Annotated in this window: 24 protein-coding genes and 1 riboswitch; of the genes, 15 read left to right on the top strand and 9 right to left on the bottom strand. The window is 36.4% G+C overall.

Going from position 1 to position 25,241, the window contains the following annotated elements; translation table 11 throughout:
* Nucleotides 1-33: 33 nt before the first annotated feature.
* The 5 genes from Q5760_RS06735 to pxpB all read right to left on the bottom strand — a co-directional run bounded on the left by Q5760_RS06735 (nt 34) and on the right by pxpB (nt 6,592).
* Entirely contained in the window at nt 34-2,547 is a 2,514-nt protein-coding gene (locus Q5760_RS06735; RefSeq protein ID WP_428911433.1) for an EAL domain-containing protein, read from the bottom strand.
* Nucleotides 2,531-3,958: an ABC transporter substrate-binding protein gene (locus Q5760_RS06740; protein WP_428911434.1), complete on the bottom strand. Its 1,428-nt coding sequence runs from the start codon at nt 3,956-3,958 to the stop codon at nt 2,531-2,533. The genes Q5760_RS06735 and Q5760_RS06740 overlap by 17 nt, the downstream gene beginning before the upstream one ends.
* Nucleotides 3,959-4,098: 140 nt before the next feature.
* A complete protein-coding gene (locus Q5760_RS06745) occupies nt 4,099-4,875 on the bottom strand; it encodes a 5-oxoprolinase subunit PxpA (RefSeq protein ID WP_428911435.1) in 777 nt (258 codons plus the stop codon).
* Between the two features lie 2 nt (nt 4,876-4,877).
* Nucleotides 4,878-5,885 carry a biotin-dependent carboxyltransferase family protein gene (locus Q5760_RS06750; protein ID WP_428911436.1) on the bottom strand — a complete coding sequence of 336 codons (1,008 nt, stop codon included), beginning with the start codon at nt 5,883-5,885 and terminating at the stop codon, nt 4,878-4,880.
* Nucleotides 5,882-6,592, bottom strand: a complete 711-nt coding sequence (pxpB, locus tag Q5760_RS06755) for a 5-oxoprolinase subunit PxpB (protein WP_428911437.1) — start codon at nt 6,590-6,592, stop codon at nt 5,882-5,884. Before pxpB ends, Q5760_RS06750 begins: the two co-directional genes overlap by 4 nt.
* A gap of 249 nt (nt 6,593-6,841) precedes the next feature.
* On the opposite strand from pxpB, the gene fabF reads away from it, so the two are divergent.
* The 4 genes from fabF to Q5760_RS06775 all read left to right on the top strand — a co-directional run bounded on the left by fabF (nt 6,842) and on the right by Q5760_RS06775 (nt 10,811).
* A complete protein-coding gene (gene fabF / locus Q5760_RS06760) occupies nt 6,842-8,083 on the top strand; it encodes a beta-ketoacyl-ACP synthase II (protein ID WP_428911438.1) in 1,242 nt (413 codons plus the stop codon).
* Nucleotides 8,084-8,297: 214 nt separating this feature from the next.
* A complete protein-coding gene (locus tag Q5760_RS06765) occupies nt 8,298-9,068 on the top strand; it encodes an ABC transporter ATP-binding protein (RefSeq protein ID WP_428912514.1) in 771 nt (256 codons plus the stop codon).
* Nucleotides 9,069-9,081: 13 nt separating this feature from the next.
* Nucleotides 9,082-10,038 carry an ABC transporter substrate-binding protein gene (locus Q5760_RS06770; protein ID WP_428911439.1) on the top strand — a complete coding sequence of 319 codons (957 nt, stop codon included), beginning with the start codon at nt 9,082-9,084 and terminating at the stop codon, nt 10,036-10,038.
* Between the two features lie 5 nt (nt 10,039-10,043).
* A complete protein-coding gene (locus Q5760_RS06775; protein ID WP_428911440.1) occupies nt 10,044-10,811 on the top strand; it encodes an ABC transporter permease in 768 nt (255 codons plus the stop codon).
* 15 nt (nt 10,812-10,826) lie between these two features.
* Here the strand turns inward: Q5760_RS06775 and Q5760_RS06780 are convergent, their stop codons facing one another.
* A complete protein-coding gene (locus Q5760_RS06780; protein WP_428911441.1) occupies nt 10,827-11,279 on the bottom strand; it encodes a winged helix-turn-helix transcriptional regulator in 453 nt (150 codons plus the stop codon).
* Nucleotides 11,280-11,416: 137 nt separating this feature from the next.
* Between Q5760_RS06780 and Q5760_RS06785 the strand changes: the two genes are divergently transcribed.
* The 7 genes from Q5760_RS06785 (at nt 11,417) to Q5760_RS06815 (ending at nt 19,494) form a co-directional block, all read left to right on the top strand.
* A complete protein-coding gene (locus Q5760_RS06785) occupies nt 11,417-11,947 on the top strand; it encodes a DUF4242 domain-containing protein (RefSeq protein ID WP_428911442.1) in 531 nt (176 codons plus the stop codon).
* A gap of 245 nt (nt 11,948-12,192) precedes the next feature.
* Nucleotides 12,193-13,242 carry an acyl-CoA dehydrogenase family protein gene (locus tag Q5760_RS06790; protein ID WP_428911443.1) on the top strand — a complete coding sequence of 350 codons (1,050 nt, stop codon included), beginning with the start codon at nt 12,193-12,195 and terminating at the stop codon, nt 13,240-13,242.
* A gap of 159 nt (nt 13,243-13,401) precedes the next feature.
* Entirely contained in the window at nt 13,402-15,282 is a 1,881-nt protein-coding gene (htpG, locus tag Q5760_RS06795) for a molecular chaperone HtpG (protein ID WP_428911444.1), read from the top strand.
* A gap of 144 nt (nt 15,283-15,426) precedes the next feature.
* Nucleotides 15,427-15,756, top strand: a complete 330-nt coding sequence (gene ytxJ, locus Q5760_RS06800; RefSeq protein WP_428911445.1) for a bacillithiol system redox-active protein YtxJ — start codon at nt 15,427-15,429, stop codon at nt 15,754-15,756.
* On the top strand, nt 15,749-15,988 hold the full coding sequence (locus Q5760_RS06805) for a glutaredoxin family protein (protein ID WP_428911446.1): 240 nt from the start codon (nt 15,749-15,751) through the stop codon (nt 15,986-15,988). Before ytxJ ends, Q5760_RS06805 begins: the two co-directional genes overlap by 8 nt.
* 520 nt (nt 15,989-16,508) lie before the next feature.
* Entirely contained in the window at nt 16,509-17,759 is a 1,251-nt protein-coding gene (locus Q5760_RS06810; protein ID WP_428911447.1) for an MFS transporter, read from the top strand.
* A gap of 229 nt (nt 17,760-17,988) precedes the next feature.
* Nucleotides 17,989-18,126: riboswitch (cyclic di-AMP (ydaO/yuaA leader) on the top strand.
* Between the two features lie 108 nt (nt 18,127-18,234).
* Entirely contained in the window at nt 18,235-19,494 is a 1,260-nt protein-coding gene (locus tag Q5760_RS06815; RefSeq protein WP_428911448.1) for a dicarboxylate/amino acid:cation symporter, read from the top strand.
* 35 nt (nt 19,495-19,529) lie between these two features.
* Here Q5760_RS06815 and cysK read toward each other — a convergent pair whose 3' ends face one another.
* Nucleotides 19,530-20,453 carry a cysteine synthase A gene (cysK, locus tag Q5760_RS06820; protein ID WP_428911449.1) on the bottom strand — a complete coding sequence of 308 codons (924 nt, stop codon included), beginning with the start codon at nt 20,451-20,453 and terminating at the stop codon, nt 19,530-19,532.
* A 400-nt stretch (nt 20,454-20,853) separates the two neighbouring features.
* On the opposite strand from cysK, the gene Q5760_RS06825 reads away from it, so the two are divergent.
* From Q5760_RS06825 to Q5760_RS06840, 4 genes are all read left to right on the top strand, one after another.
* Nucleotides 20,854-21,639, top strand: a complete 786-nt coding sequence (locus Q5760_RS06825; RefSeq protein WP_428911450.1) for an ABC transporter ATP-binding protein — start codon at nt 20,854-20,856, stop codon at nt 21,637-21,639.
* Nucleotides 21,623-22,390, top strand: a complete 768-nt coding sequence (locus Q5760_RS06830; RefSeq protein WP_428911451.1) for an ABC transporter permease — start codon at nt 21,623-21,625, stop codon at nt 22,388-22,390. Before Q5760_RS06825 ends, Q5760_RS06830 begins: the two co-directional genes overlap by 17 nt.
* A 12-nt stretch (nt 22,391-22,402) precedes the next feature.
* Complete coding sequence (locus Q5760_RS06835; protein WP_428911452.1) at nt 22,403-23,413, top strand: aliphatic sulfonate ABC transporter substrate-binding protein; 1,011 nt, start codon at nt 22,403-22,405, stop codon at nt 23,411-23,413.
* 171 nt (nt 23,414-23,584) lie between these two features.
* Nucleotides 23,585-24,187, top strand: coding sequence for an SAM-dependent methyltransferase (locus Q5760_RS06840; RefSeq protein ID WP_428911453.1), 603 nt, complete (start codon nt 23,585-23,587; stop codon nt 24,185-24,187).
* A 43-nt stretch (nt 24,188-24,230) separates the two neighbouring features.
* Here the strand turns inward: Q5760_RS06840 and Q5760_RS06845 are convergent, their stop codons facing one another.
* Nucleotides 24,231-24,518: a YxcD family protein gene (locus Q5760_RS06845; RefSeq protein WP_428911454.1), complete on the bottom strand. Its 288-nt coding sequence runs from the start codon at nt 24,516-24,518 to the stop codon at nt 24,231-24,233.
* Nucleotides 24,506-24,949 carry a hypothetical protein gene (locus Q5760_RS06850; RefSeq protein ID WP_428911455.1) on the bottom strand — a complete coding sequence of 148 codons (444 nt, stop codon included), beginning with the start codon at nt 24,947-24,949 and terminating at the stop codon, nt 24,506-24,508. Before Q5760_RS06850 ends, Q5760_RS06845 begins: the two co-directional genes overlap by 13 nt.
* Nucleotides 24,950-25,241: the final 292 nt, after the last annotated feature.

Below are 25,241 nucleotides of genomic sequence, written 5' to 3' on the forward strand. Positions count from 1 at the left end.
TATGCCAACTTCTTGGTGACAGCTTTTTTCTGTTTAAGACGTTTTCTTGTCCAAGAGACTAGTATAGTAGGCTTTTTTCATTATTTGAGAATAATTATTTTCGAATTCTGAAGCCGATACAGGTTTACTGTAATAATATCCTTGGATCGCATCACAATGATTTTTTTGTAAATATCGAACATGTTCGATGGTTTCCGCACCTTCTGCTGTTACGGTTAAGTGTAAATTATGAGCCATTTGGATGATGGTGGCAACAATGGACTCGTTATTTGGATTCTTATCTAAATCTTGAACAAAAGAGCGATCAATTTTTACGTGATCAATTGGCAATTGACGTAAATAATTTAAAGAACTGTATCCGGTTCCAAAATCATCAACACTTATCTGGATGCCTAGGTTTTTTAATTCCTCTAAGATTGGCAAGGATTGATTAAAATCCATGGACATACTTTCGGTTATCTCCAGTTCAACTAATCCTGGTTCAATCCCAGTTTCTTGAATGATCTTATTAATTTTTTCTGGTAGGGTTGGCTGTAAAAATTGTCTGATAGACAAATTGACCGAAACAGGGATCGGAGGAAAACCAATTTCTTGCCATTTGACACATTGCCGACATGCTTCTTGTAAAACAATTTCTCCGATTTGAATGATATGTCCGGTTTCCTCGGAAAGTGGAATAAAATCACCCGGAAAGACCAAACCTTTCTCAGGATGCTGCCATCGGACTAAAGCTTCCACGCCTGCAATTGTTCCATTCTGAATGTTGATTTTGGGTTGGTAATGTACGACAAATTCATTGCGTTCAATGGCTTTTCGTAGTTCGTTCTCTAATGATATTTGATTTTCCAATTGGTTATCTTCATATTTTGAATAGATGGCAAAGTTGTTTTTTCCTTGTTTTTTGACCCGATACATGGCACGATCAGCATGCTTGATTAGACAATCGACATTCTCACCATCTTCCGGATAAAAGGAAATACCGATACTTGCTGAAATCGGGATTTTATAACCCTTTTTTATAATGGGGTTTTCAAGTGTTTTTAAAACTGATTTTGCTACAGTAACGGCTTCTTCGTGTACTAGAAGGGAAGGTAATAAAATCATAAATTCATCCCCGCCAATACGGGCAACTACTTCAGAATCTTTTAAGCAAGATTGAATCTGATCAGCGATATATTTTAATAATAAATCCCCAGTTTCATGACCAAATGTATCATTGACCATCTTAAAACGGTCTAAATCTAAAAACAAAATGGAAGAAAGAGTTTGATTTTTATGAGCCTGTTTCAAAGCTTTTTGAGCTTTAATTTTAAATAGACGATAATTTGGAAGTCCTGTTAAGTAATCATGATATGCAGATTTCTGTAATGATTCATTAGCTGCCACCCGATCAAGTGCAAGCGCTATTTGGTTCACAAAAACATCCATTTTAGGTATCAACGGAATTGAGAAAAAGCATGCATTTTGGCTAGCCATGTTTAAAGTGCCGATCACCTTATTTTTAGCAATAATGGGCATGATCAATAATGAACGTAAATTTCGATGAAACAGTTGCTGTTCAAAATAGGTAAGGTGATTGTCTATTTTAAGTTTCTTATTAATGATTTGTTGATGGATACCGAAGTCAAAAGGAACATCCATTGATCGAAACTCGACTGTCACGATTGATTCACGATCATTTAGTTCGAAAATTTCAATGGTGTCTTTATGTTTTTTGAATGAAAAGGAAATATAATCTGATTCTATATAGTGTTTAACCTTAACTAAAGTACTTTTAATCACATCAAGACTATAAATGTCATCTTTTAACACAGAATTTGAAATACTAGTAAGTACTTCAAGAATTTCAACTTTTTCTGTTAGTTCTTTTGTTGCCTTATTGATTTCATTTACGAGAATGGTTTCATGATTTTGTATGGTATTTGCCATTTGATTAAATTCATCCGATAGCTCCTGGATTTCGGATATACTTACCTCTTCTAAAATTTTAACATTTCGATCCCCTTTAGATAGTTTTCTTGTTGCATCAATTAATTTTTGGATAGGGGCTGTTAGCTTTCTACTTATAATATAGGAAATAATAAATGATAAAAGAGAGTACACCAATGCCGTTACGAAGGTATCAAACAATAAGCTGTATTTCTGTTGATTTAGTCTCGTCGTTATTACTCCTATTTCAACTTCCCCCATATTTACTTGAAAATAATCCAGCGGAACTTTAATTTTCATAATTTGGTTCGTGTAAGTTTCGCCTTTTTGGTTGATGGTTGTCCCAAATTGGTCCCTGACAATGACATAAGCAATGTTCGGTTCTGATTGCAATGAATAGGTAAGGGGGGTAATTTTTGAATAGTCTTCTTCAAGTATATACAAACCAATAACTGAATTAAGTGTATTGGCGGCTGTTATGGCTTCATTCCGCAAACTATCTTCAAGATGAGTGGTTTCTCTCCATAAATAAACAACACTTATGGTTAGGACACCTGTTAAAACAATGCTATTAATCGCAATCCAAATATGAAAAACTAAACTATTGCGCCGTTTCATGATTTTTTAACTCCTTTAGGAGGGTTAACCATTCCTCGTACTGTCGGGCTTGTTCTCTGCGACCATAGGATTCAGTTAATGTATCCCATTCATTTGCTGTTTTTTGTAAAGCCTCTTCCGGTGTTAATTTATGTATAAAGGCAAGATAAATATTTTTGTCGAGTATTTGCATATATTCCCATCCGCCCGTTATCATTAAATCTGCATTCGGATTTTCAAGGCTCCTCTTTACTGTATTTAGTAAATCCTCATTCATTTCTTTGTTTGGAAATGCACCTTTTCCGATTTCCGTAAAATGACTATATCGAAAGGGATCGTTTATTGTGTCCTTAGATTCTAGTGCATTTTTGCTAATCGTTTTTGATGCGATATAGGAGATGACTTCCCAAGCTTTATCTGGATTTTTTGATTGGGAGGAAATACCTAGAACACGGCCAATCCAAATTCCACCTCGTGGGTTATTAGTGTCTGCTGCGGGAACCGTTGTCCAGCCCACTTTATCCGCTACTAACGAGTTCCAATTTTTACGATCATATGAGAACCGAGCAGTATCGCTCCATTGTACGACCATAGCTAATTGACCATGGAGAAAAGCATGATTTAAATCGATCCAATCATACATAGAATTTGGAGGGGTAGCACCGCTATCATTTAAGTTGACCAAATCTGTCAATGCTTTTATCCCTAGTTCGTTTGTAATTAATGGATTCATTTGGTCGTCAAAGTACTGACCGCCCATGGAAATAAAACGCTCAGCAAACCAAATATACCGTTTCGCTTCACCGCCAAATATAGCGGTACCATATAAATCAATTTTGTTGTCACTGTCAGTATCTCTTGTAAGAAATTTGGCTATTTGATCATATTCTTCCCATGTTTTAGGTGGTTCCAAATCTTTCCCAAATTGTGATTTATAATCATCATTATACTTTTCAAAAATATCTTTTCGATAAAACAAGAGGTGAGTGTCACCGTCATATACCATTCCATAATGATGACCGTCAAATTTCATGTATAGATTTCGATAGACGGGAAGGATGTCGTCGATATCCTCTGTTTTTTGGAGATAGTGGTCTAGAGGTATTATCAGATCTCGTTCTACATAATCTGGAATTTTGGCAGGGAAGATCATATAAATATCGTAACTTTTTTGACTAGCAAATAAGAAATCCTCTAAATTGTCGTTTAATCGATCTGGAAAATGATAATTTAATGTAACACCAAATTTTTGTCTAATATTTTCTTCCTCTTGCTGAAAGAGAGCTAATGCCTCTTCTGAATCAGCAATGATGGAAATAGATGAAATAGGATCGCTATCTTCTTTTATTTTCTGATTGTTTCCTGAAGTAGATTGACAACCAGATGAGATCAAAAGAATAAATGGAATTAACCATCGAATGATAGAATTCATAGGACCACACCTCCGCGATATTTCTAGGTCTATTGTATCAGTTTTATGTCTGAAATTTATAAATCGTCTATATTTGTCAGAAATATGACACAAAAGGTGGGTGAAAATTAACAAAAAAGAGGCTGGGACAGTTCTGATGTTTAATCGCTATCGATTACATCTGCTGCTTTCGTCATCATAATATTTTCTTTTTGTAGTGAAGATACAAGATGTTTTGCAAATTCTAATGCGTGATTACCGTCACCATGAATGCAGATGGTTTCGGCATTTATGGAAACATCCGTTCCTTGTAGAGAACGAACGTTGCTCTTTTTTATCATCGTAATGACTTGATGGGAGGCTTCCTCGTTTGTGTTTATTAATGCATATGCATTTGCTCTCGGAGTTAAAGATCCGTCTTGTTGATAGGTGCGATCAGCAAATACTTCATTTGCACAACGTAGTCCGATTTTCCTCCCTGCTTTAATCAGTTCACTTCCAGATAAACCGAAGAGAATGAGTTCTGGATCCATTTGATAAATAGCTTTTGCAATTGAAAGGGATAATTGTTCATCTTTAGCCGCCATATTATATAAGGCGCCATGTGGCTTGACGTGCTGAAGCTTTCCACCTTCTGCTTTGACAAAGGCAGATAATGCCCCAATTTGATAGAGGACTAGATCATAAGCTTCTTGAGGTGTGATCTGCATATTCCTTCTGCCAAATCCGGCTAGATCTGGTAACCCAGGATGGGCCCCGATTGCAACCTTTTTATCCAAAGCCATTCGAACGGTCTTTCTCATAATGGTAGGATCTCCCGCATGGAAACCACATGCGATATTGGCAGAGGTAACAAAATCCAATAGTTTTTCGTCATTCCCTAAATGATAGGAGCCAAAACTTTCCCCCATATCACAGTTTAAATCAATTTTGAACATCATTAGACCTCCTGAAATTTTTGTAAGATTGCTTGTTTGATTGAACGAAGATTTTGCTCTCTTTTTAAATAGAGGAGTTGTGCCTCTTTAAGGGTAATTTCTGAAAATGATAGGAGATCACCTGGTTTTGTTTGAGAGATTAATGGTAAATCAACAGATGCCACTTGACCGATGATCGGATAGCCACCAGTTGTTTGCCGATCAGCCATAAGTATAATCGGGTTTCCGGCTGATGGAACTTGAATCGATCCAAATGTAACGGCTGTTGAAATCATTTCCTGTTTATTTTCTAATCTCAATGAAGGTCCTTGTAAACGATAGCCCATTCGGTCGGAATGTGGGGTGATCGAAAACGATTCATGGAAAAATAAGTGTTGGGATTCTTCCGTAAATAGATGATATTCACGCCCTTTTATGATACGAATGACTGGATGAGAGCTAATATCTGGAAGATAATTGGTTGAAATCGACCAGTCTTTTTCTATAAAAGATAGGTTTCCGACCTTTTGTCGAGCTTGTTCGATTAAAGGAAGTACTCTTGGACTGGGGGAATAGAGCGAAAGTTGATCCCCAGCTCTTAATGTTCTTCCCTTAAATCCACCGATGTTTGCGCGTAAGTAGGTTGAAGCACTTGTCATCACTTTTGGAATAGAGAATCCTCCTGCAATTGCTAAATAAGCTCTGCAGCCAGTCTGAGCTCTATTAAACTTTAATTCTGTCCCTTTTTTCACAAAAATAATTTTCCAAAGAGGAATGGGTGTTTGATTGATTGTCGGGGATAGATCACCGCCAGTTATAGCAATTAATGAATCTTGCCCAAAAACAATGTGAGGTCCTTGTATAGTCATTTCAAGTGCTGATTCGTTTTCCTCGTTTCCAACCAATAAGTTAGCAAGTCTAAATGAAATGGAGTCCATTGCTCCGCTTGTAATCACGCCATATTTTTGATAGCCAAATCTCCCTAGATCTTGAATAGTTGTTTGAAAGCCTGGCTTAAGAATCGTAATCATTCTCGAACCTCCCAGTTGAAAAATTCCTCTTCGTTAATCGATTTAAAGCGGATTTGATCCCCTGCTTTGAGTAGGCTTGGGGGATGATCCTTAGGGCGGAAGAGTTGAAGCGGGGTTCTCCCGATAATCTGCCAACCCCCAGGTGTTTCAAGTGGATAAACGCCTGTTTGAGCACCTGCGATTCCCACAGAACCGGAAGGAATGGCAAGCCTTGGTGATTGTCTTCTCGGTGTGGCTAATTTGGGAGATAGACCTCCAAGATACGGAAATCCCGGCGCAAAACCGATCATATAAACTTGATAGAGGTTAGCGGTATGTAAGTTAATCACTTCTTCAATCGATAAATGATTGGAATTGGCGACGAACTCGATATCGGGTCCCCATTTACCTCCGTAAAGAACAGGGATTTCAATAATATTCGTTTTTTGGTTTGGTATTGCGTATTGGATTCTGGTTAGCATTTCATTTATTTGTTCCCTAACAAATTCAAATGGAAGAGTTGATGAATCATTCAAGTATATGGCTTGCGGATCGTAATAGATGGTAACCGTTGTAAAAGCGGGGACATACTCGATCATCCAGTAAAAAGGGTGCTCTTCTAAATAGGATGAAATGACTCTAATATGCGATTGAATATCGTCATCAATTTCTTCGCCTAATTCAATGATAATCCCATGATCACTTAATGGAAATAATCGATAATCCATTGAAATTCCTCCATTTCTACTAATATATAAATTATACTGAAAATTCCTTTTGAATGAAAGTTATGGAAAGCTTATGTTGGATTTTATCTATTATTCATTTGTATAATGGAATAGATACAAATTTCTTATTAAACATGTTAAAATTGGGCAACAAAATGAATAATAAACAGGCTTTCGTTATGTTTAAAGGTTAACTTTTAACTAATTCGTTTAAAATGAAGATAGAACTATAGGAGAGAGAAAACAGATATGAAAAATAGAGTGGTCATTACGGGTATCGGAGCAGTAACTCCATTAGGCAACGATATTTGGTCAACGTGGGAAAATATCCAAAAAGGCAATTCAGGAATCGATATTGCTCAATCCGTTCATTTAGATAAAGTGGATGTAAAGTTAGCAGGTGAGGTCAAGAATTTTAAACCAGAGGAGTTTGTTGATCGCAAAGAAGCGAGAAGGATGGGACGTTTTAGTCAATTGGCTATTGCTGCTAGTAAAATGGCCGTAGCTGATGCAGGTCTTCAAATTGGTGAGAATGTGAATCCAGAAAAAGTAGGTGTTTGGATAGGCTCTGGAATAGGTGGTTTAGGAGAATTCGAAGAGCAACACAAGAAGTTTTTAGAAAAAGGGCAAAGAAGGGTTAATCCTTTTACTATTCCAATGTTCATCCCTGATATGGCAGCAGGCAGAGTCTCAATTGAACTTGGAGCAAAAGGAATTAATAATGCTTCGGTTACCGCCTGTGCTTCAGGATCTAATTCGATCGGAGACGCATTCCGGGCTGTTCAAAATGGGAATGCTGATGTCATTATAGCCGGAGGAACAGAAGCGACGATTACGGAAATGACGATTGCAGGATTTTCTAATATGACGGCTCTTTCTACGAATCCAGATCCTCTTACTGCATGTCGTCCATTTGACAAAAATCGGGATGGGTTTGTGATTGCAGAAGGTTCAGGGATTGTCATTTTGGAAGAACTAGAGCATGCAAAAGCCCGTGGAGCAAAGATTTATGGTGAAATCGTAGGGTACGGGGCAACAGGAGATGCCCATCATATTACATCACCAGCACCAGAGGGTGAAGGAGCCGCTCGTGCGATGAAAGGGGCATTAGCAGATGCTGGAATCACGCCAAATGAAGTGGATTATATTAATGCTCACGGGACATCAACTCCATTAAATGATTTAAATGAAACGTTAGCAATCAAAAATGTTTTTAAAGAACATGCTTATCAGTTAGCGGTAAGTTCTACAAAATCAATGACAGGACATATGCTTGGGGCATCAGGAGCAGTTGAAGCCATTTTTTCCCTTTTGACAATACGTGATTCAATTCTGCCGCCAACGATTAACTATCAAACAGCTGACCCGGAATTAGATTTGGACTATGTCCCAAATGTAGCAAGAGAGAAAAATGTTCAAGTTGTGGTTTCAAATTCATTAGGGTTCGGTGGACATAATGCAACATTGGTTTTTAGAAAGTATTCTGAGTGAGTTTATTATATAACTAAATATGAACATAAAACGAGGATGACGTTAACGTTTTCCTCGTTTTTTTTCATAAGATCCAAAGTAAACATTATCTGAAATTTCACGAATTATTAAGTTGTTTTTTTTTGAACAAAGTATAATAAAATAACCAATAAATCACATTAAACTAATTGGAATTGGTTGAGTTAAAGAAGGGGGCTATGATTTGTCGAAGTATATGATTGAAGTAACAAATGTGGATAAGAAGTTTGTAAATGGAAATGAGTCCAATCATGTACTGGATCAAGTTTCTTTTCATGTTGAAAAAGGCGAAATCGTAACGCTTTTGGGGAAAAGCGGATGTGGGAAAAGTACTTTATTAAATATGGTAGGCGGTTTTGAAAACGAAGATTCTGGTAAAGTCGTACTCGATGGCAAGGCGGTAAAACGTCCGACTAGAAAATGCATCATGCTGTTTCAGCAAATCAATCTTCTTCCATGGCGGACCGTATTAAAAAATGTGGAATTAGGGCTTGAAGGCGAAAAAATGGAGGTAGCGGAAAAAAATAAACGTGTAACTGATGCGTTAAAGCTGGTCGGACTTAAGGAACATCTTCATAAATTTCAACATGAATTGTCTGATGGAATGCAACAGCGGGTCACAATTGCGAGGGCCTTTGCAATGCAACCGGATGTTATTTTGATGGATGAGCCATTTGCTGCACTAGATACCTTTAATCGTTATCTTTTGCAGGATGAACTTCTCCGAATTCAGGAAAAGATGAAGACAACGATTTTAATCGTGACCCATGATATCGATGAAGCGGTCTATTTATCTGACAGAATCTTGATTATGGGCTCTCATCCAGGGAGAATCTTTAAAGATATTCCGATTCAACTAGCAAAACCTAGAGACAGGGCTGGGGAAGACTATCATTATTACCGTAAAAGAATATTACAAGAATTCGAGTTAAGTGGAAATCGTCAAGAACCTGAATATACGATATAAGGGGAAATATACGTTGAGGAAAAAGAGAGTAAGGATGCTTATGCTATTGATTATTTTTGTGATGACGATATCAGCATGTGGACAGACGGCGCAACAAACATTAGATAAACCTACAATAAAAATTGGTTATCTCCCTATTACTCATGCTGGTCCACTGTATTTAGATGCTCATGTTCATGGAGGGCAATTCGAAGATTATCAGATTGAAATGGTTAAATTTAACTCATGGCCTGATTTAATGGATGCGTTAAATACAGGGCGTATCGATGGAGCCTCTGTTTTGATACAACTCGCGATGAAGGCTGAAGAAAAAGGAATTGATTTAAAAGCGGTTGCGCTTGGCCACAAAGATGGAAATGTATTAATCTCATCGAAAGAGATTCATAGTACTCAAGAATTAAAGGGGAAAACATTTGCGATCCCACATAAATTTTCTACTCATAATCAATTATTATATGAAACATTGAAAAAAGACGGGTTAACTTATGATGACGTGAATATCGTCGAAATGCCCCCTGCTGAAATGCCTGCAGGATTAGCTGGTGGGCAAATTAGTGGTTATGTGGTTGCAGAACCATTTGGTGCCCTAGCAGTTAAACTTGATAAAGGTCATGTACTTCATCATTCGGATGAAATTTGGCCAGATTCATATTGTTGTGTCCTTGTGTTAAGAAATGATTTTATTCAAAACAACCAACAGGCAATTCAAGAAATGGTTTCACAATATGTGAAATCGGGTAAGTTAGCCAACCAAAAAGGTGAGGAATTATTTGCTTCATTTGATCAATTTATGAAAATGGAAAAGGAAGTCCTTGATTTATCTTTAGAATGGATTTCTTTTGATGGTTTGAGAATTGAACAAGCGGAATATGAAAAGTTGCGTGACCTTGTCATTGAGATGGAGTTAATGGAAAACCCTCCGGTGTATGAGGAATTTGTTGATAATACATTTATAGATAAAGCGGTGTGAGTATGATGAAGATAGGTAAAAAGTTAGTCAATTTTTTAATGGGAATGATCCTTCTCGTGATCATTTGGCAAATTGTCATTTGGGTAGGGGACTATCCGGAAGCACTTCTACCGTCGCCGTTAAGTGTCGGGAATGCTATTATTGCCCTCATAATTGAAGGAGTTTTGTTTGAGCATTTAAAGGTAAGCCTGGGCAGATTTGCCGCTGGCTACTTTTCAGCGGTTATTCGAACCATCCTTTTAGGAATGGTTCTAGGCAGGCTACCACTTTTATGGCAATTTATTGACCCCATTGTACAAGTGTTAAGACCGGTATCGCCAGTTGCTTGGTCACCGTTTATTGTTTTGTGGTTTGGAATTGGCAATATGCCTGCGATTGTGATTATCTTTATTGCCTCTTTTTTTCCGGTTTTATTAACAACCGTTGCTGGTGTCAATAAAATTGATCGCTCCTATTTGAAAATTGCTGAAAATCTCGAAATAAAGAAGCTGCCATTAATGTATAAATTTATTTTTCCAGCTGCGTTTCCATCCATTGTAAGTGGTTTGCGATTAGCGGTGGGAACAGCTTGGATCTTTCTTGTTGCGGGAGAGATGGTTGGAGCCCAGTCAGGTCTTGGCTTTTTAATCGTTGATGCGAGAAATACGTTAAATCTCGATTATGTTCTTGCCGGGATCATCTTTATTGGTGTTAGTGGATTTATTTTAGACCGGTTAATTGGACTATTTGAAGGCTGGGTGGGTAAGCATTGGGGAATGGAAAAACCTGCATAATGAAAAAGCTGGAGATTATTGGTCTCCAGCTTTTTGAAGTTCTTCGTTAACGGAAACAACTTCAATTTGATCGACAATTTTGCCCGTATTTGTATTAATGTAGGCAATCTCAACTTCATCACCTGTTTCACGATCAATTAACTTTTTATAACATTTTTGCAAATGGTTGCTGCCCCATATTATCAAAGTGTTAAAAACATGTTCTAATTCCTGACCGCTTTTTGTTAATGTATAACGATAGCGTGGGGGATGCTCGGAATAAAGCTCTGTTGTGATCACCCCTTCTTCCTCTAAATAACGAAGTCGATCAGATAGCAAATTGGATGAAATTCCAGGTAAAGCTTTTTTTATTTCATTAAATAGATAATTTCCATTCAATATTTCATGGACAATAAGTAGGGTCCAGCGATCACCAATAATATTGAGTGATTGGGCAATATTGCACGGAATGTTATAGGTTGTTTTCATCTGTTTTCGTCCTTTCGGTTTTTTTTTATTTTACCATAAAAAATTAAAAATAAATTAATTAGGTTGATTTTTTGAACTTAGTATAATAAAATAACCTTAAATAATAAATTACTAAAATCATAAAGCGAGGGATTCTCATGTCATTATATTTAATTGAATCATCATTAAAAGAAGTGGTTTCAACAAAAGAGGAATTCAACGAAAAGGTTTCTGGACTTCAAACCAAATTGAATGAAAACAATTCATCTTTAATTGAAGTTCAAGCAGCAAAAGACTTTTCACGTGTGTTCTTTATCGTTGAAGGTGAAGATCAAAACACTGCTTCTGAGACTGTTAAAGGGGCTGGAATTCCGGTTGAACTAGTGAAAGAAGTGCGTCTTGTTGGTAAAGAGTTAGACGAAGTGAAGAAAAATAACAATGAAGTAAATTACTTAGTCGAGTGGAATATTCCATCTGAAATTACAATGGACCAATACTTAGCGCGTAAAAAGAAAAATTCTGTTCATTACGCAGAAGTTCCAGAGGTAGCTTTCTCAAGAACTTATGTATGTGAAGATATGACAAAGTGCCTTTGCTTCTATGACGCACCAGATGAAGCAGCCGTTAAACGTGCTCGTGAAGCAGTACAAACTCCAATTGATTCCATTACAGAATTAGCTGGTGAATAATAAATAAAATACGATTAATAAGAAAGAGACTAAAATGAAAGTAATTTTAGTCTCTTTTTATTTTTTAGAAAAATTCGATTCAGAAAAGTTTAAAATAAAGTTGAAAATTTATACATAGTATAATAAAATAACTTATAACCAAGTAAACTAATTGGAATAACTAAAATAATAAGAATAGGTATATTTATAGAGTCCGAATCTTATATTAAAAAATGGGTTGGAAATGGGAGTGGGGAGCGAATCAAGTGACTATAAATCGAACAGCTGTCCTTCAAACAATTATTGAGGAACAGTTAAAACCCTATGTGAAAAAGGTTGATACTGAGGCTTTCTATGCAGAGAATTTTTTAAGAAAGCTTGGAGAGGAAGGTTTTTTCTCTTCTGAAAATAAGACTGTTAAAGAATATATTTTAGATGAAATGGTGATCGTCAAAGAAACGGCTAAAGTTTGTATGACTACTGCTTTTTGCGTATGGTGCCATTTGGCTGCATTAACCTATGTACGGAATACAAAAAAAGATGGATTGAAAAAACAATTGTTGCCTTCATTAGAAAAAGGGGAAATATTAGCTGGTACAGGTCTTTCGAACCCAATGAAGTTTTATGCTGGTCTTGAAAAACTTCACTTAAGTGCAAAGCCGACACAAGGGGGATATACCATTTCGGGCGTGTTGCCATCTGTTTCAAATTTGGGTGAGGATCATTGGTTTGGTTTTGTTGCTGGTATAAATGAAAATGAACAGATTATGTGTATAGTGCCTTGTAACACAAAGGGGTTAAAGCTAAAAGAAAAAGTCGATTATCTTGGCGTTAATGGCAGTGCTACTTATGCATGTTCTTTTACAGATGTATTTATTCCGAATGAGTGGGTATTGTCAGAGGATGCAAAAGGTTTTATAGAAGAAATTCGACCGGCATTTTTAACTTATCAAATTCCACTTGGACTTGGTGTCACACAGGCTTCCATTTCTTCAATTGAAATAGTTTGTCAAAGACAAAATGGATGCAATCAGTTTTTAAATGAGCAGCCTGAAGATTTAAAAGAAAAAGTGGAAAGCATCCAAAAAAAATTAGAAATCATCTTCAGTGGAGATCGTTTGAACTGGAAAGACATTGCGGCTGTTAAACTTGAAACGTCTTATTTAACACTTAAGGCGGTCCAAGCAAGTATGTTGCATAATGGAAGTGCAGGATATATACAGGATAGTCCGGCATCAAGAAGACTTCGCGAAGGATACTTCTTTGCTAATTTGGCGCCTACAATTAAACATTTAGAAAAGATGTTAAATGGATAATATGAGGTGAAAAGATCCCAGAACCATGCTGGGATTTTTTGTATTGACAAGATGAATAGAAATACGATAAATAGCACTCGTGTTGAGAGAGTGCTAATGATTTGGTATACTATTCTTGCTAAACGATTTGTTTGAAAAAGATTGAAAGGAGAAAAAAATATGGAAAAGAAACAATTTCAAGCAGAATCCAAAAGACTATTAGATTTGATGATCAATTCGATTTATACACATAAGGAAGTGTTTTTAAGAGAACTTATTTCTAATGCTAGTGATGCGATTGACAAAATTTATTATAAAGCATTAACAGATGAAAACTTGCAATTTAATCAAGATGATTACTACATAAAAGTGATCCCTAATCAAGATGATCGAACATTAAAGATTATTGATACCGGTATTGGGATGACAAAAGAAGAGCTTGAAAACAATCTAGGAACGATTGCTAAAAGCGGCTCCCTCGCGTTTAAAAAGGAAAATGAAATTAAAGACGGCTATGATATTATCGGTCAGTTCGGAGTCGGATTTTATGCGGCCTTTATGGTTGCTGATGTGGTAACTGTAATCAGTAAGGCTCTTGATAGTGAGGGAGCCTATAAATGGGAATCAGAAGGTGCAGATGGCTATACAATTGAACCTGCTGAAAGGGATACAATTGGAACTGAGATCATATTAAAAATAAAAGAAAATACAGAAGATGAAAATTATGATGAGTTTCTAGAAGAATTTCGTTTAAGATCGATTATTAAAAAGTATTCTGATTTTATTCGTTATCCGATTAAAATGGATGTCAGCAAAAGCAGACCCAAAGAAGACGCTGAAAACGAATTTGAACAGTATACAGAAGAAGAAACCATTAACAGCTTAATTCCAATATGGAAAAAGAATAAAAGCGAATTAACGGATGAAGACTATGAAAAGTTTTACCAAGAGAAACGTTATGGTTTTGATAAGCCGTTAAAAACAATTCATACAAGTGTGGATGGGGCTATTCGCTATCATGCCTTATTATTTATTCCAGAAAAAATGCCATTTGACTATTATTCAAAGGAATTTGAAAAAGGCTTAGAGTTATATTCAAATGGTGTCCTGATTATGGAAAAATGTGCTGATCTATTACCAGATTATTTTAGCTTCGTAAAAGGACTTGTAGATTCAGAAGATTTATCCCTTAACATCTCAAGGGAAATGCTTCAGCATGATCGTCAGTTGAAATTGATTGCAAAAAACATTAATAAGAAAATTAAAAATGAATTGCAAAGCTTATTAAAAAATGAGCGAGAAAAATATGAAGAATTCTTTAACGCTTTTGGCAGACAGTTGAAATTTGGCGTGTATAATGATTTCGGCCAACACAAGGATGTATTACAGGATTTATTAATGTTCTATTCATCGAAAGAGAAGAAACTTGTGACATTGGATGAATATGTATCAAGAATGCCGGAAGAACAAAAGTATATTTATTATGCGACTGGTGAATCTAATGAACGAATCGATAAATTACCGCAAACCGAATTAGTAGCAGATAAAGGCTATGAAATTTTATATTTTACAGATGAAATTGACGAATTTGCGATTAAGATGCTGATGACGTATAAAGAGAAGGAGTTTAAATCGGTTTCTAGTGGTGATCTTGGAATTGAAGCAGAAGACCAAAAGGAAACGGAAGAGGAAATAAAAGAAAACAAGGATCTTTTCGAAGCGATGAAAGAGATTTTAGCTGGAAAAGTGAAAGATGTACGAGTATCTAAGCGTCTAAAAAATCACCCAGTATGTTTAACTGCTGATGGCGACATTTCAATTGAAATGGAAAAAGTATTAAATGCGATGCCAAATAACCAAGAAGTCAAGGCGGATAAAGTCCTAGAAATCAATGCTCACCATGAAGTTTTTGAAGCCTTAAAACAGGCATATGAGGGAGACAAAGGCAAATTAAGTTTATTTACGAACTTGCTTTACAACCAGGCTTTACTAATTGAAGGATTGCCAATCCAAGACCCTGTTGAGTTTACGAACGACATTTGTAAGGTGATGACTTCTTAATTATCAGAACGGGCTGTCCAAAAGGTGCCAGAACTTTTTGGGCAGCCCTTAGAAATTTTAAGCATAAAATTAGTGATTTTACTTCCGCTATGTTAATGTATGGAAAGAAAATCATCGATTTGTAGTGAAAAAGGAGTGTTTTTAATGGCTGTTAAACAGTTACAAAGTATTGAAGAACTACATGAATTTGTTAAACAACCAGGTAAGCATCTATTATTTAAACATAGTACAACCTGTCCCATCAGTGCAAAAGCACATGAAGAATTTCAAAGCTTCGTGAGCGAAAATGATACTTCAGCGGCAATTGTTCATGTAATAGAAGATCGACCTGTATCAAACCGAATTGCTGAGGATTTCGGCATTAAACATGAGTCACCACAAATTTTCTTAGTTGAAGACGGAGAAGTTCGTTGGAATACGTCTCATTGGAAAATTAAAAAGGATGCGATTAAGGAGGCTCTAGGGAATGAGTAATCCAGTAATCGTCTACTCAACCGAAGATTGTGTAGAATGTGGCATGGTCAAGAAGATGCTTACAGAGGAGAACATTCCTTTTGAAGTGCGCGATGTATTAAAAAACGAAGAATATCAAGAAGAAGTTGAGAAATTTGGTTTCTTAGGTGTTCCTGTTACAGTCATTGGGGATCGCGCTGTAAAAGGGTTTAATCCGGAAGTCATTGAACTAATCCAATCAATAAAGAAGTAGTTTCAACCGCCTAGTAGTAGCTAGGCGGTTTTTTTAGTTCAAAGAGTTATTAAATTGAAAGAACACAAATAATTTATACTTCGGTAATAACTGTTTATCGTTTGCCTTCATTTGTTTAAAGTAGTTGAATAGACTTCGGACAGAAACGAAGTGATCATTCCTTCTATTGTCTGAAGATGGAGGGAGTTCGGATAGAATCGAAGTGAACTTGCCTACTATTTGTCGGAAGAAGAACGAACTTTGGATAAAACCGTAGTGATCTAACTATTCCTTCTGTTGTCTAAAGATACTCTAGCTTCAGACACAACCGGCTCCCTAGTCTGTCTCCTTATGAATGAACGGAATGGTTCACTTTCCTTCCTATTAAAATACTCGTTAGGACAAGTTGGCTTAACGTAAAATAATTTATAAAGTTTTTACAATTTTTTAATAATTGAACTTGTTTCCATAGTAAACTAAAGGTAGGCTCGGGAGATAGAAAGATTAATAGGGAAACAAGTCACACCTTGGAGGAGTTACTATGAAAAAAATGACAGCATCTGAACGAAGCTGGGCTTTTTATGATTGGGCTAATTCAGCCTACACCCTGATCGTTGTAACAGCCATACTGCCATTATATTTTAAAGCATCCGCTACTGAAGCTGGAATCGACGCTGCAACATCAACTGCTTTTTGGGGCTATGCGAATTCATTTTCTACCTTAATTGTATCGATTTTAGCACCGATTTTAGGAACAATCGCTGATTTTAAAGGTTTTAAAAAGCGTTTCTTTCTTATTTTTGCTACATTAGGGATTGTTTTTACGCTTATGCTAGCCATAGTCCCAAGTGGACAATGGATGGTCTTGCTTATTTTCTTTATTTTAACATCAATTGGTTTTACCGGAGCGAATATCTTTTATGATGCCTTTTTGGTGGATGTCACGACAGAGGAGCGAATGGAGAGAATTTCTGCAAATGGATTTGCTTTAGGGTATGTAGGAAGTATCATTCCGTTTGTGATCTCAATTGGACTGATCATGACAGCACAAATGGAAATTCTTCCATTAACTGTAACCGTTGCGAGTCAAATTGCCTTTGTCATTACTGCGTTATGGTGGGGATTTTTTACAATTCCAATGCTGAAAAATGTAGAGCAAAAATACTATGTTGAGCGGGTGCCAAATCCAGTTTCCACAAGTTTTAGAAAGTTATATGTAACATTTAAAAATATTAAGGAATATAAACCGATTTTTATCTTTCTGTTGGCTTACTTTTTTTATATTGATGGAGTCCATACGGTCATTAATATGTCTACAGCCTTTGGTTCTGATTTAGGAATATCATCAACTACCTTACTGATTGTTTTATTTGTGACACAAATCGTTGCAGCTCCATTTACAATGTTATTTGGAAGATTAGCAGGTAAATACAGTGAGAAGACGATGATTATGGTTGGAATCTTTGTATATGTGATCGTGTGCTTTTATGCTTATTTTCTAGATTCTGCCATTGATTTCTGGATTTTGGCGATGTTAGTTGGGACTTCACAAGGTGGGATTCAAGCGATGAGCCGATCTTATTTTGCCAAATTAGTACCGAAGGAATCTTCAAATGAGTTTTTTGGATTTTATAGCGTGTTTGGGAAATTTGCTGCAATATTAGGACCACTACTCGTAGGGGTGACTGCTCAATTAACGGGAAGCACAAATAGCGGCGTATTTAGTTTAGTCATCTTGTTTGTCATTGGAGCCATTATCCTTTTGCGTGTTCCAAATCAAGTAATAAGGTGATAAGTATAGAATCAATGATGAAGGAGTTGCTTTTTTAAAAGTATTCAACTTAAAGGAAGCAGCTCCTTTTGTATGCGTCATAAACACGGGTGTAAATATATAAAAGTTATCAAAAAACCCATCGAGCAGATGGATTTTTGATAAATGATTGACAACAACACCTTTGATCTGATTTAATTATATCAGTAAAGTATTATCGAATTTGAAATTTCATGTAAGAAAAATGAATAGTTGCATTTTGCTTAATCTTTAAGAGCGGGGGAACCATTTCGTACAATTATGTACATGGGGTGAATCCTGGTGACAGGTAGGGCTCTCTCATGCCCGAATCCGACAGCTAACCTCGTAAGCAAATGAGAGGGAACTGGCATTGAGTGCACAGGGATTTTTCCTCTGTGTTTTTTTGTGGTTTTTTATCAAAAATCTTAAAATACTATATTAATACTATAATTATGTAAGAAAAGGAGGAATCTTATTGAAACTATCCACTAAAATTATCATCTCTCTTATTATAGGTGCAATTGTTGGGTTAATTTTAAATTTATTCGCAAGTGATCTATTTCCTCAAATCGATCAATATGTACTTACCCCACTAGGAAAAATTTTCCTCAATTTGATTAATATGCTTGTTGTACCAATTGTTTTCTTTTCGATTACTTTAGGAACAGCAGGTTTAGGAGATCCCAAAAAACTAGGTCGAATCGGTTTGAAGACAATCGCTTATTTTTTAGTGACTACTGCATTGGCGATTACGATTGGAATTAGCTTAGCAACCGTTATCCAACCAGGTTCAGTGGGTCAATATGATTTAACAAATGCAGAGTTTTCAGCTGAAGAAGCACCACCTATTAGCGAAACCCTTTTAAATATGATCCCGACAAATCCTGTTAGAGCATTTGTAGAAGGGAATATGCTTCAAATTATCGTATTTTCCATTTTTATTGGGTTTGCATTATCAATGCTTGGTAAAAAAGTGCAGGGTGTTTACAACTTTTTTGAACAAGCCAATGAAATAATGATGTATTTAGTTAATTTGGTAATGAAATTTGCTCCGTTTGGTACATTCGGCTTAATTGCTTCGGCTATTGGTAAGCAAGGGTTTGATGCTATGAAAGCTATGGGGTTATATATGTTTGTTGTACTGCTCGCGCTTTTTGTCCACGCCATTGTAGTTTATGGTGGTTCAGTGGCTTTGATCGGGAAACGAAATCCTTTTTCTTTCTTTAAAGGCTTTGCACCTGCAATGAGTGTTGGTTTCAGTACTTCTACTAGTAGCGGCACATTACCAGTATCCATGAGTGTAGCGCAGAAAAATTTAAAAGTTCCTAAATCGATTAGCAGTTTCGTTCAACCTTTAGGAGCAACCATTAATATGGATGGGACGGCCATCATGCAAGGGGTTGCGACGATTTTTATTGCACAAGTAGTTGGGGCAGACCTAACTATAGGACAGTTAGTGACAGTTGTTTTAACAGCTGTGTTAGCAAGTGTTGGAACAGCGGGGGTTCCATCTGTAGGTCTTATCATGCTTGCAATGGTCCTTCAATCTGTTAATCTCCCAGTGGAAGGGATTGCATTAATTATCGGGATTGACCGACTGCTTGATATGACACGTACAGCTGTAAATATCACCGGTGATGCTGCATGTGCTGTTGTTGTAGCAGAAACGGAAAAACGAAGAGAAAATAAGGGAATACGTAGTGTAAGTGAAGATGTTGCAGAAGAAGTAATTTAATGAAAAAGAGGCTGAGTAAGCCTCTTTTTTCGTTATTATTCTGGAAACAAGTCAGATGATAAGTAACGTTCACCTGTGTCTGGTGCAATACAGAGCACTTTTGCCGTTGGCGGGAGCTCTTTTGCTTTTTCAATAGCAAAATGGGCGGAAGCGGCTCCGGATGCTCCTACAAAAATTCCTTCTTTTGCCGCTAGTTCGCGAGCCATCCATTGTGCATCTTCATCTTCGATATGTAGGATTTCATCATAAACTTTTTGATTTAATATTTTTGGAATAAATCCTGGACCTGTCCCAGGAATTTTATGAGGACCAGGTTTACCACCTGATAGAACAGGGGATCCGGCTGGTTCAACTACATAGATCTTTAGGTTAGGAATCCGCCTTTTTAATTCTTCACCTGTACCCGTAACAGTACCACCTGTACCTGCAGTTAGGACAAGTGCATCCAATTGCCCCCCGAAGTCCTCGAAAATTTCAACTGCAGTTGTTTCTCGGTGAGCATCAGCATTTGCTTGATTTTCAAACTGCATCGGAATAAAGCTATTTGGCGTTTTACTAGCAATTTTATTTGCTTCATCAATGGCTCCTTGCATTCTTAGACTTGCAGGTGTCAAAATTACCTCTGCTCCGTAAGCCTTCATAATTTTAACTCGTTCTTTCGTAGCGTTATCTGGCATTGTAATGATGCATCGATAACCTTTAATGGCACTAACCATACATATCCCAATCCCCGTATTACCGGAAGTTGGTTCAATAATGGTACTTTCCCCAGGAATTAATTTTCCGGACTTTTCAGCCTGCTCAATCATATTAAATGCAGCACGATCCTTTACGCTGCCGCCAGGATTATAGGATTCAAGCTTCATAAAAACCTCTGCTCCGTTAGCAGCAGGTAATTTATTCAATTTTACAACCGGTGTTTTTCCGATAAGGTCAAGTATTGATTGATAAATAGTCATATTGATACCACCTCTTATTTTCCTACTTCCTATCGTTTCCTTAAAAACAGATTTCATGAATCCATTTTCAAACGATAGTAAAATGGTTAAACTCTTATTATTCCAATCTATTTTATCACGTTATAACGGGCTATAAAACCCCCCACCTCAAAGACTATAAATAGATCAAATATGGATAAAATTAGGGATTAACTGCGCGTAAATAACTTAAATATGAGCGAAACAATCTCGACTGACGGAAGTTTCTCCCTATAATTAAAAGTTCAAAATGTGCCAAATGGATGTGATTATTTTAAATAAAGTAATTATTGACATTTTATTTAGTCAATATATAATAAGATGTATAATTAATCCGATTAATCAACTATGTTTTATATAAATAGTGAAGGTGGGGAGATTCTTGTTTCTATCGATTAATAATGTACAAAAGAGTTTCACTAACCGAGGAAAAACAGAACAGGTCCTAAAGGATATAAATTTAGAAATAAAAGAGGGCGAATTTGTTTCGTTATTAGGTCCTTCTGGGTGCGGAAAATCGACTCTGCTTAATATTGTAGCTGGACTGCTAAATCCAACTGAGGGAAATCTTACCTTAGATAATCAATCGATTACAAAGCCAGGAAAGGACCGCGGTATGGTTTTTCAACAGGCTGCACTTTTTCCGTGGTTAACGGTTGAAGAAAATATCATGTTTCCTTTGAAAAAAGAAATGAAAAAGAAGGAAGCAAAAGAGGTTGCGCAAAAATATCTACAGCTTGTTCAACTAAGTCAGTACTCAAAACACTCTCCACATGAACTTTCAGGTGGAATGCAGCAAAGAGTAGCAATTGCTAGGGCTTTAGCCATGAATCCAAGAGTTTTACTAATGGATGAACCATTTGGAGCGTTGGATGAACAAACGAGAATTCGCCTCCATGGTGAACTCGAAAAAATCTGGATGGAAACGAAAAAAACTATTCTATTTGTTACCCATAGCATTCAAGAAGCCATCAAATTATCCGATCGAATTATTGTGATGGGGACCCATCCTGGAAGAGTTTTAAAAGATATCAAAGTGAACATTAAAAGACCTCGTGAACAACATATTCATGAAATTGCTCAGTACGAAGAAATGATTATGGAGTTATTAAAATCAGAGATTGATAAGATTGCAGAAGAGGAATTAAAATATGCAGTTAGCTATTAAACGTATTGTCTTTTATCTATTACTAATTGGAGTTTGGGATGTAGCGATTCGGATTTTTGAGATTCCGAAGGTGATTCTCCCATCACCTACAGATGTAGTACTGAGCCTGCAGGAAAGTTTGGCTGATGGATCCTTATTGGTAGATTTAGGTGCCAGTTTTACAAGATTAATCATTGGATTAGCGATTGCGTTAACCATTGGGGTCTTACTGGGAGTCTTATTAGCGAAAGTGAAAATTGTTGATGAAACATTAGGTTCACTGATTATTGCCTTGCAAAGTATCCCGAGTATTGTATGGCTTCCATTAGCCATTATGTGGTTTGGTTTAAATGAAAAATCGGTAATTTTCATCATTGTGTTAGGTGCTGCGATTGTCATGACGATAAATATGCGCACAGGGATCAAAAATGTTCAGCCACTTTATATTAAAGCTGCTCAAACAATGGGGTCAGGTGGAATTGATTTATTTTTCCGTGTGATTATGCCATCATCGATACCATATGCTGTAACAGGCGTTCGACTTGCATGGGCATTCGCTTGGCGTGCGTTAATGGCAGGGGAATTATTAAGTGCAGGACCAGGACTTGGCTATACATTAAAATATGCATCCGATTTTGGGCGTATGGATACAGTGATTGCGATCATGATTGTCATTGGAACCATTGGAGTTATTGTAGACATCTTGATTTTCCAAAGAATAGAAAAACGAGTCATGATTAAATGGGGACTCGAACAAAAAGAGGCAGCATAGGGGGAAGAAAAAATGAAAAAATGGTTGTTATCGTTAACACTTCTACTAGTAATCGGCTTGTTGGCTGCATGTGGTGGAGATTCTGAACAAACTTCTGGAGAAGGTAGTAAAGATTCAGCAAAAGAAAAAGTAGTGATTGGTTATTTCCCTAATATTGATCACGCACCAGCTATGGTTGCTCGTGAAAAAGGGTATTATGAAGAAGCTCTAGGGGAAAATGTTGAAATTGAATACAAGACATTTCCAGACGGAGGTACCTTTATGACTGCGTTAAAATCAGGGGAAATTGATGCCGGTTTAGTAGGACCTGGACCTGTATTAAATAACTATTCAAATGGTGCCGATGTAAAAATCATTGGTGGTGCATCTTCAGGTGGTACAGTTGTCGTTGCAAGTGAAAAAAGTGGAATTGAGAGTTTAGAAGATATGAAAGGCAAAACGTTCATTACACCTGGAATTGGTTGTACGCATGACGTTCAATTTGAAGCCTTTTTATTGGAACAAGGGGATAAAGAACTTGCTTCAAATCGTATTGATGGTACATTAAAACACGTAACAGGAAATCCAGCAACATACCAAGGTATGTTTGAAACAGGTCAAGTGGATATGGCTGCTGTTCCAGAACCATGGGCATCTATTTTGGTTGAAAACGGTGCTAAAATTGTCGTAAGCACTGAAGAGATTGCATATGGTGAAAATTTACCTAATGTTGTTTTAGCTGCAACAGGTTCATTAGTTGAAAATAATAAAGAAATTGCACAAGGTTTAGTTGATGCACAACAAAAAGCAGTTGATTTTATTAATAATAACAAAGAAGAAGCTGTAGACATTGCGATTAAATCAATTAAAGATTTAACAAAACAAGAAATGGATAAAGACATTGTAACGAAAGCGATGGACCGTATGACCTATACAACTGAAATTGATGAAGAAGTATTAAAGGAATTCGGCCAATCTTCTTTTGATTTAGAGTTTCTTAAAGAGGCGCCTAATTTTGAAGGTTTAGTACAAGTTTCTTTATAAAAATAGATATTGAATATAGTTAAAGATGAGCTTATTGTTGACTAATCTAGTTAAGTTAAAAGATCTCTAAATCCTATGATTTAGAGGTCTTTTTGTATTAGAATGGATTGGGCATAGATCATTCCGATCGAATGATCTCATCGTTTAGCAAATAGAGTGAGGGTGATGATCATGAACGAACAGGATTATGATGTGGTACTTAATGTAAAGACAGGAGAAGATCAAAAGCGATTTTTTAAGTCCTTTCACTACCACCCTTATGAGCCTACACCGTATCGTGGATTAGACATTTTGTTTGATCAGTATGAATTGAAAACAACGGACCATCTTGTCGATTTTGGTTGCGGAAAAGGAAGATTAAATTTTTATGCTCATTATCGATTTCATACAAAAGTTACGGGGATTGAGATGAATGAAATCTTTTACAAAAAGGCGCTTGAGAATCTTAAAAGATATGAGAAAAAGCGAAGAGTGCGAGAGGGCGAGATCGTTTTTCGTTGTTGTTTAGCAGAGGAGTACCGAATTCAAAAGAGGGATAATAAATTTTACTTTTTTAACCCTTTTTCGATCCAAATTTTTAGGAGGGTGATTGGGAATATTTTAGAATCCAATGAACAAGAAAATCGAGAAATTGATCTTATTTTGTATTATGGAGCAGATGATTATATTGATTTGTTAGAACGAGAAACCCAATTCTCTTTAAAACAAGAGATCATCATCCCAGAATTATATAACCGTGACTCCTATGAAAGATTTTTAATTTATACTCTATAAAAAAAGAGAAGAAAATACGTGATTTTCTTCTCTTTTACCCTATTTAGCCGATATGAGCGATAATGCCTTCCTGATCATCTAAAACTAATTCGATGCCTGAATATGGATCTTGGTTAAGGTATTCTTCTAACCAGAGTCTTATCGCTTCTATGATATTCGCCATAACCAATACTTGCTTTCGGTCACTCCAATACGCCTCAGCAGAAAAGCCATAATCATCATCGTACATTAATTCAATCTCTACTTCTTCTGGTTTAATTTGTTTTTTACGAGCGATATAAACGCAGAGAGCATTGATGATATCTTGTTCGGGAAGGATTAATTTCGCCATGGATTCGTTTCCTCTTTTTTCTTATCCTTAAAGAATTGGAAGATTTTACGGATTACAGCGATAACAACGACAATGGCTAGAATATTAATAAATAACCCTAAAATTTGCCCTAAAAATCCCATGTTTGCAAATAACCCACCAAATAAAAGACCAGCAAGTCCACCAAGCATAAGACCTTTCATTAAACCACCTGAGAAAAATCCACCGTTTTTCGTAGTAGCTGCACCATTTTTCGCAGTGTTTGTATTATCTTGTTTCTTTTGGAATAAGGAGTTGTTATTGGTTGTACTATTATTATTACTGTTAAAGCCTTTCTTGCCTGACTTGTATCCCTTTGCTTCAACCGATGTCGGTTGGTCTTGGAACACGACAGTTCCTACCGGTGAAAAAATAAGTACAGCTGTAAGGAGCGCTGATAAAACTTTTTTCATTAATGAAATTCCCTCCAAAAAATTAATTTCTAGTTTTTGTATATAAAAAATATACTTTCTCTAGTATAATGCATAATATTTACGAAATAAAACCAAAAAGGTTTCGTTTTTGATAAAAATATTTTGTTATAATGAAACGTAATTATACTAGTTACTTCTATTAAAATTCTTGTTTTAATGGGAAAGGTTGTTTTTGGACTACTGTTGATTGTAGTGGAAGGCTCATGCGGTCGCCCGAGGAAAGTGAAGTGTCTGAAACGGAAATCAATAATGAAGTTTAATAGAGCTATTA

Origin of the sequence: Niallia sp. Kr1, from assembly GCF_050389805.1 — a bacterium.
GTDB lineage: Bacteria > Bacillota > Bacilli > Bacillales > Cytobacillaceae > Bacillus_BD.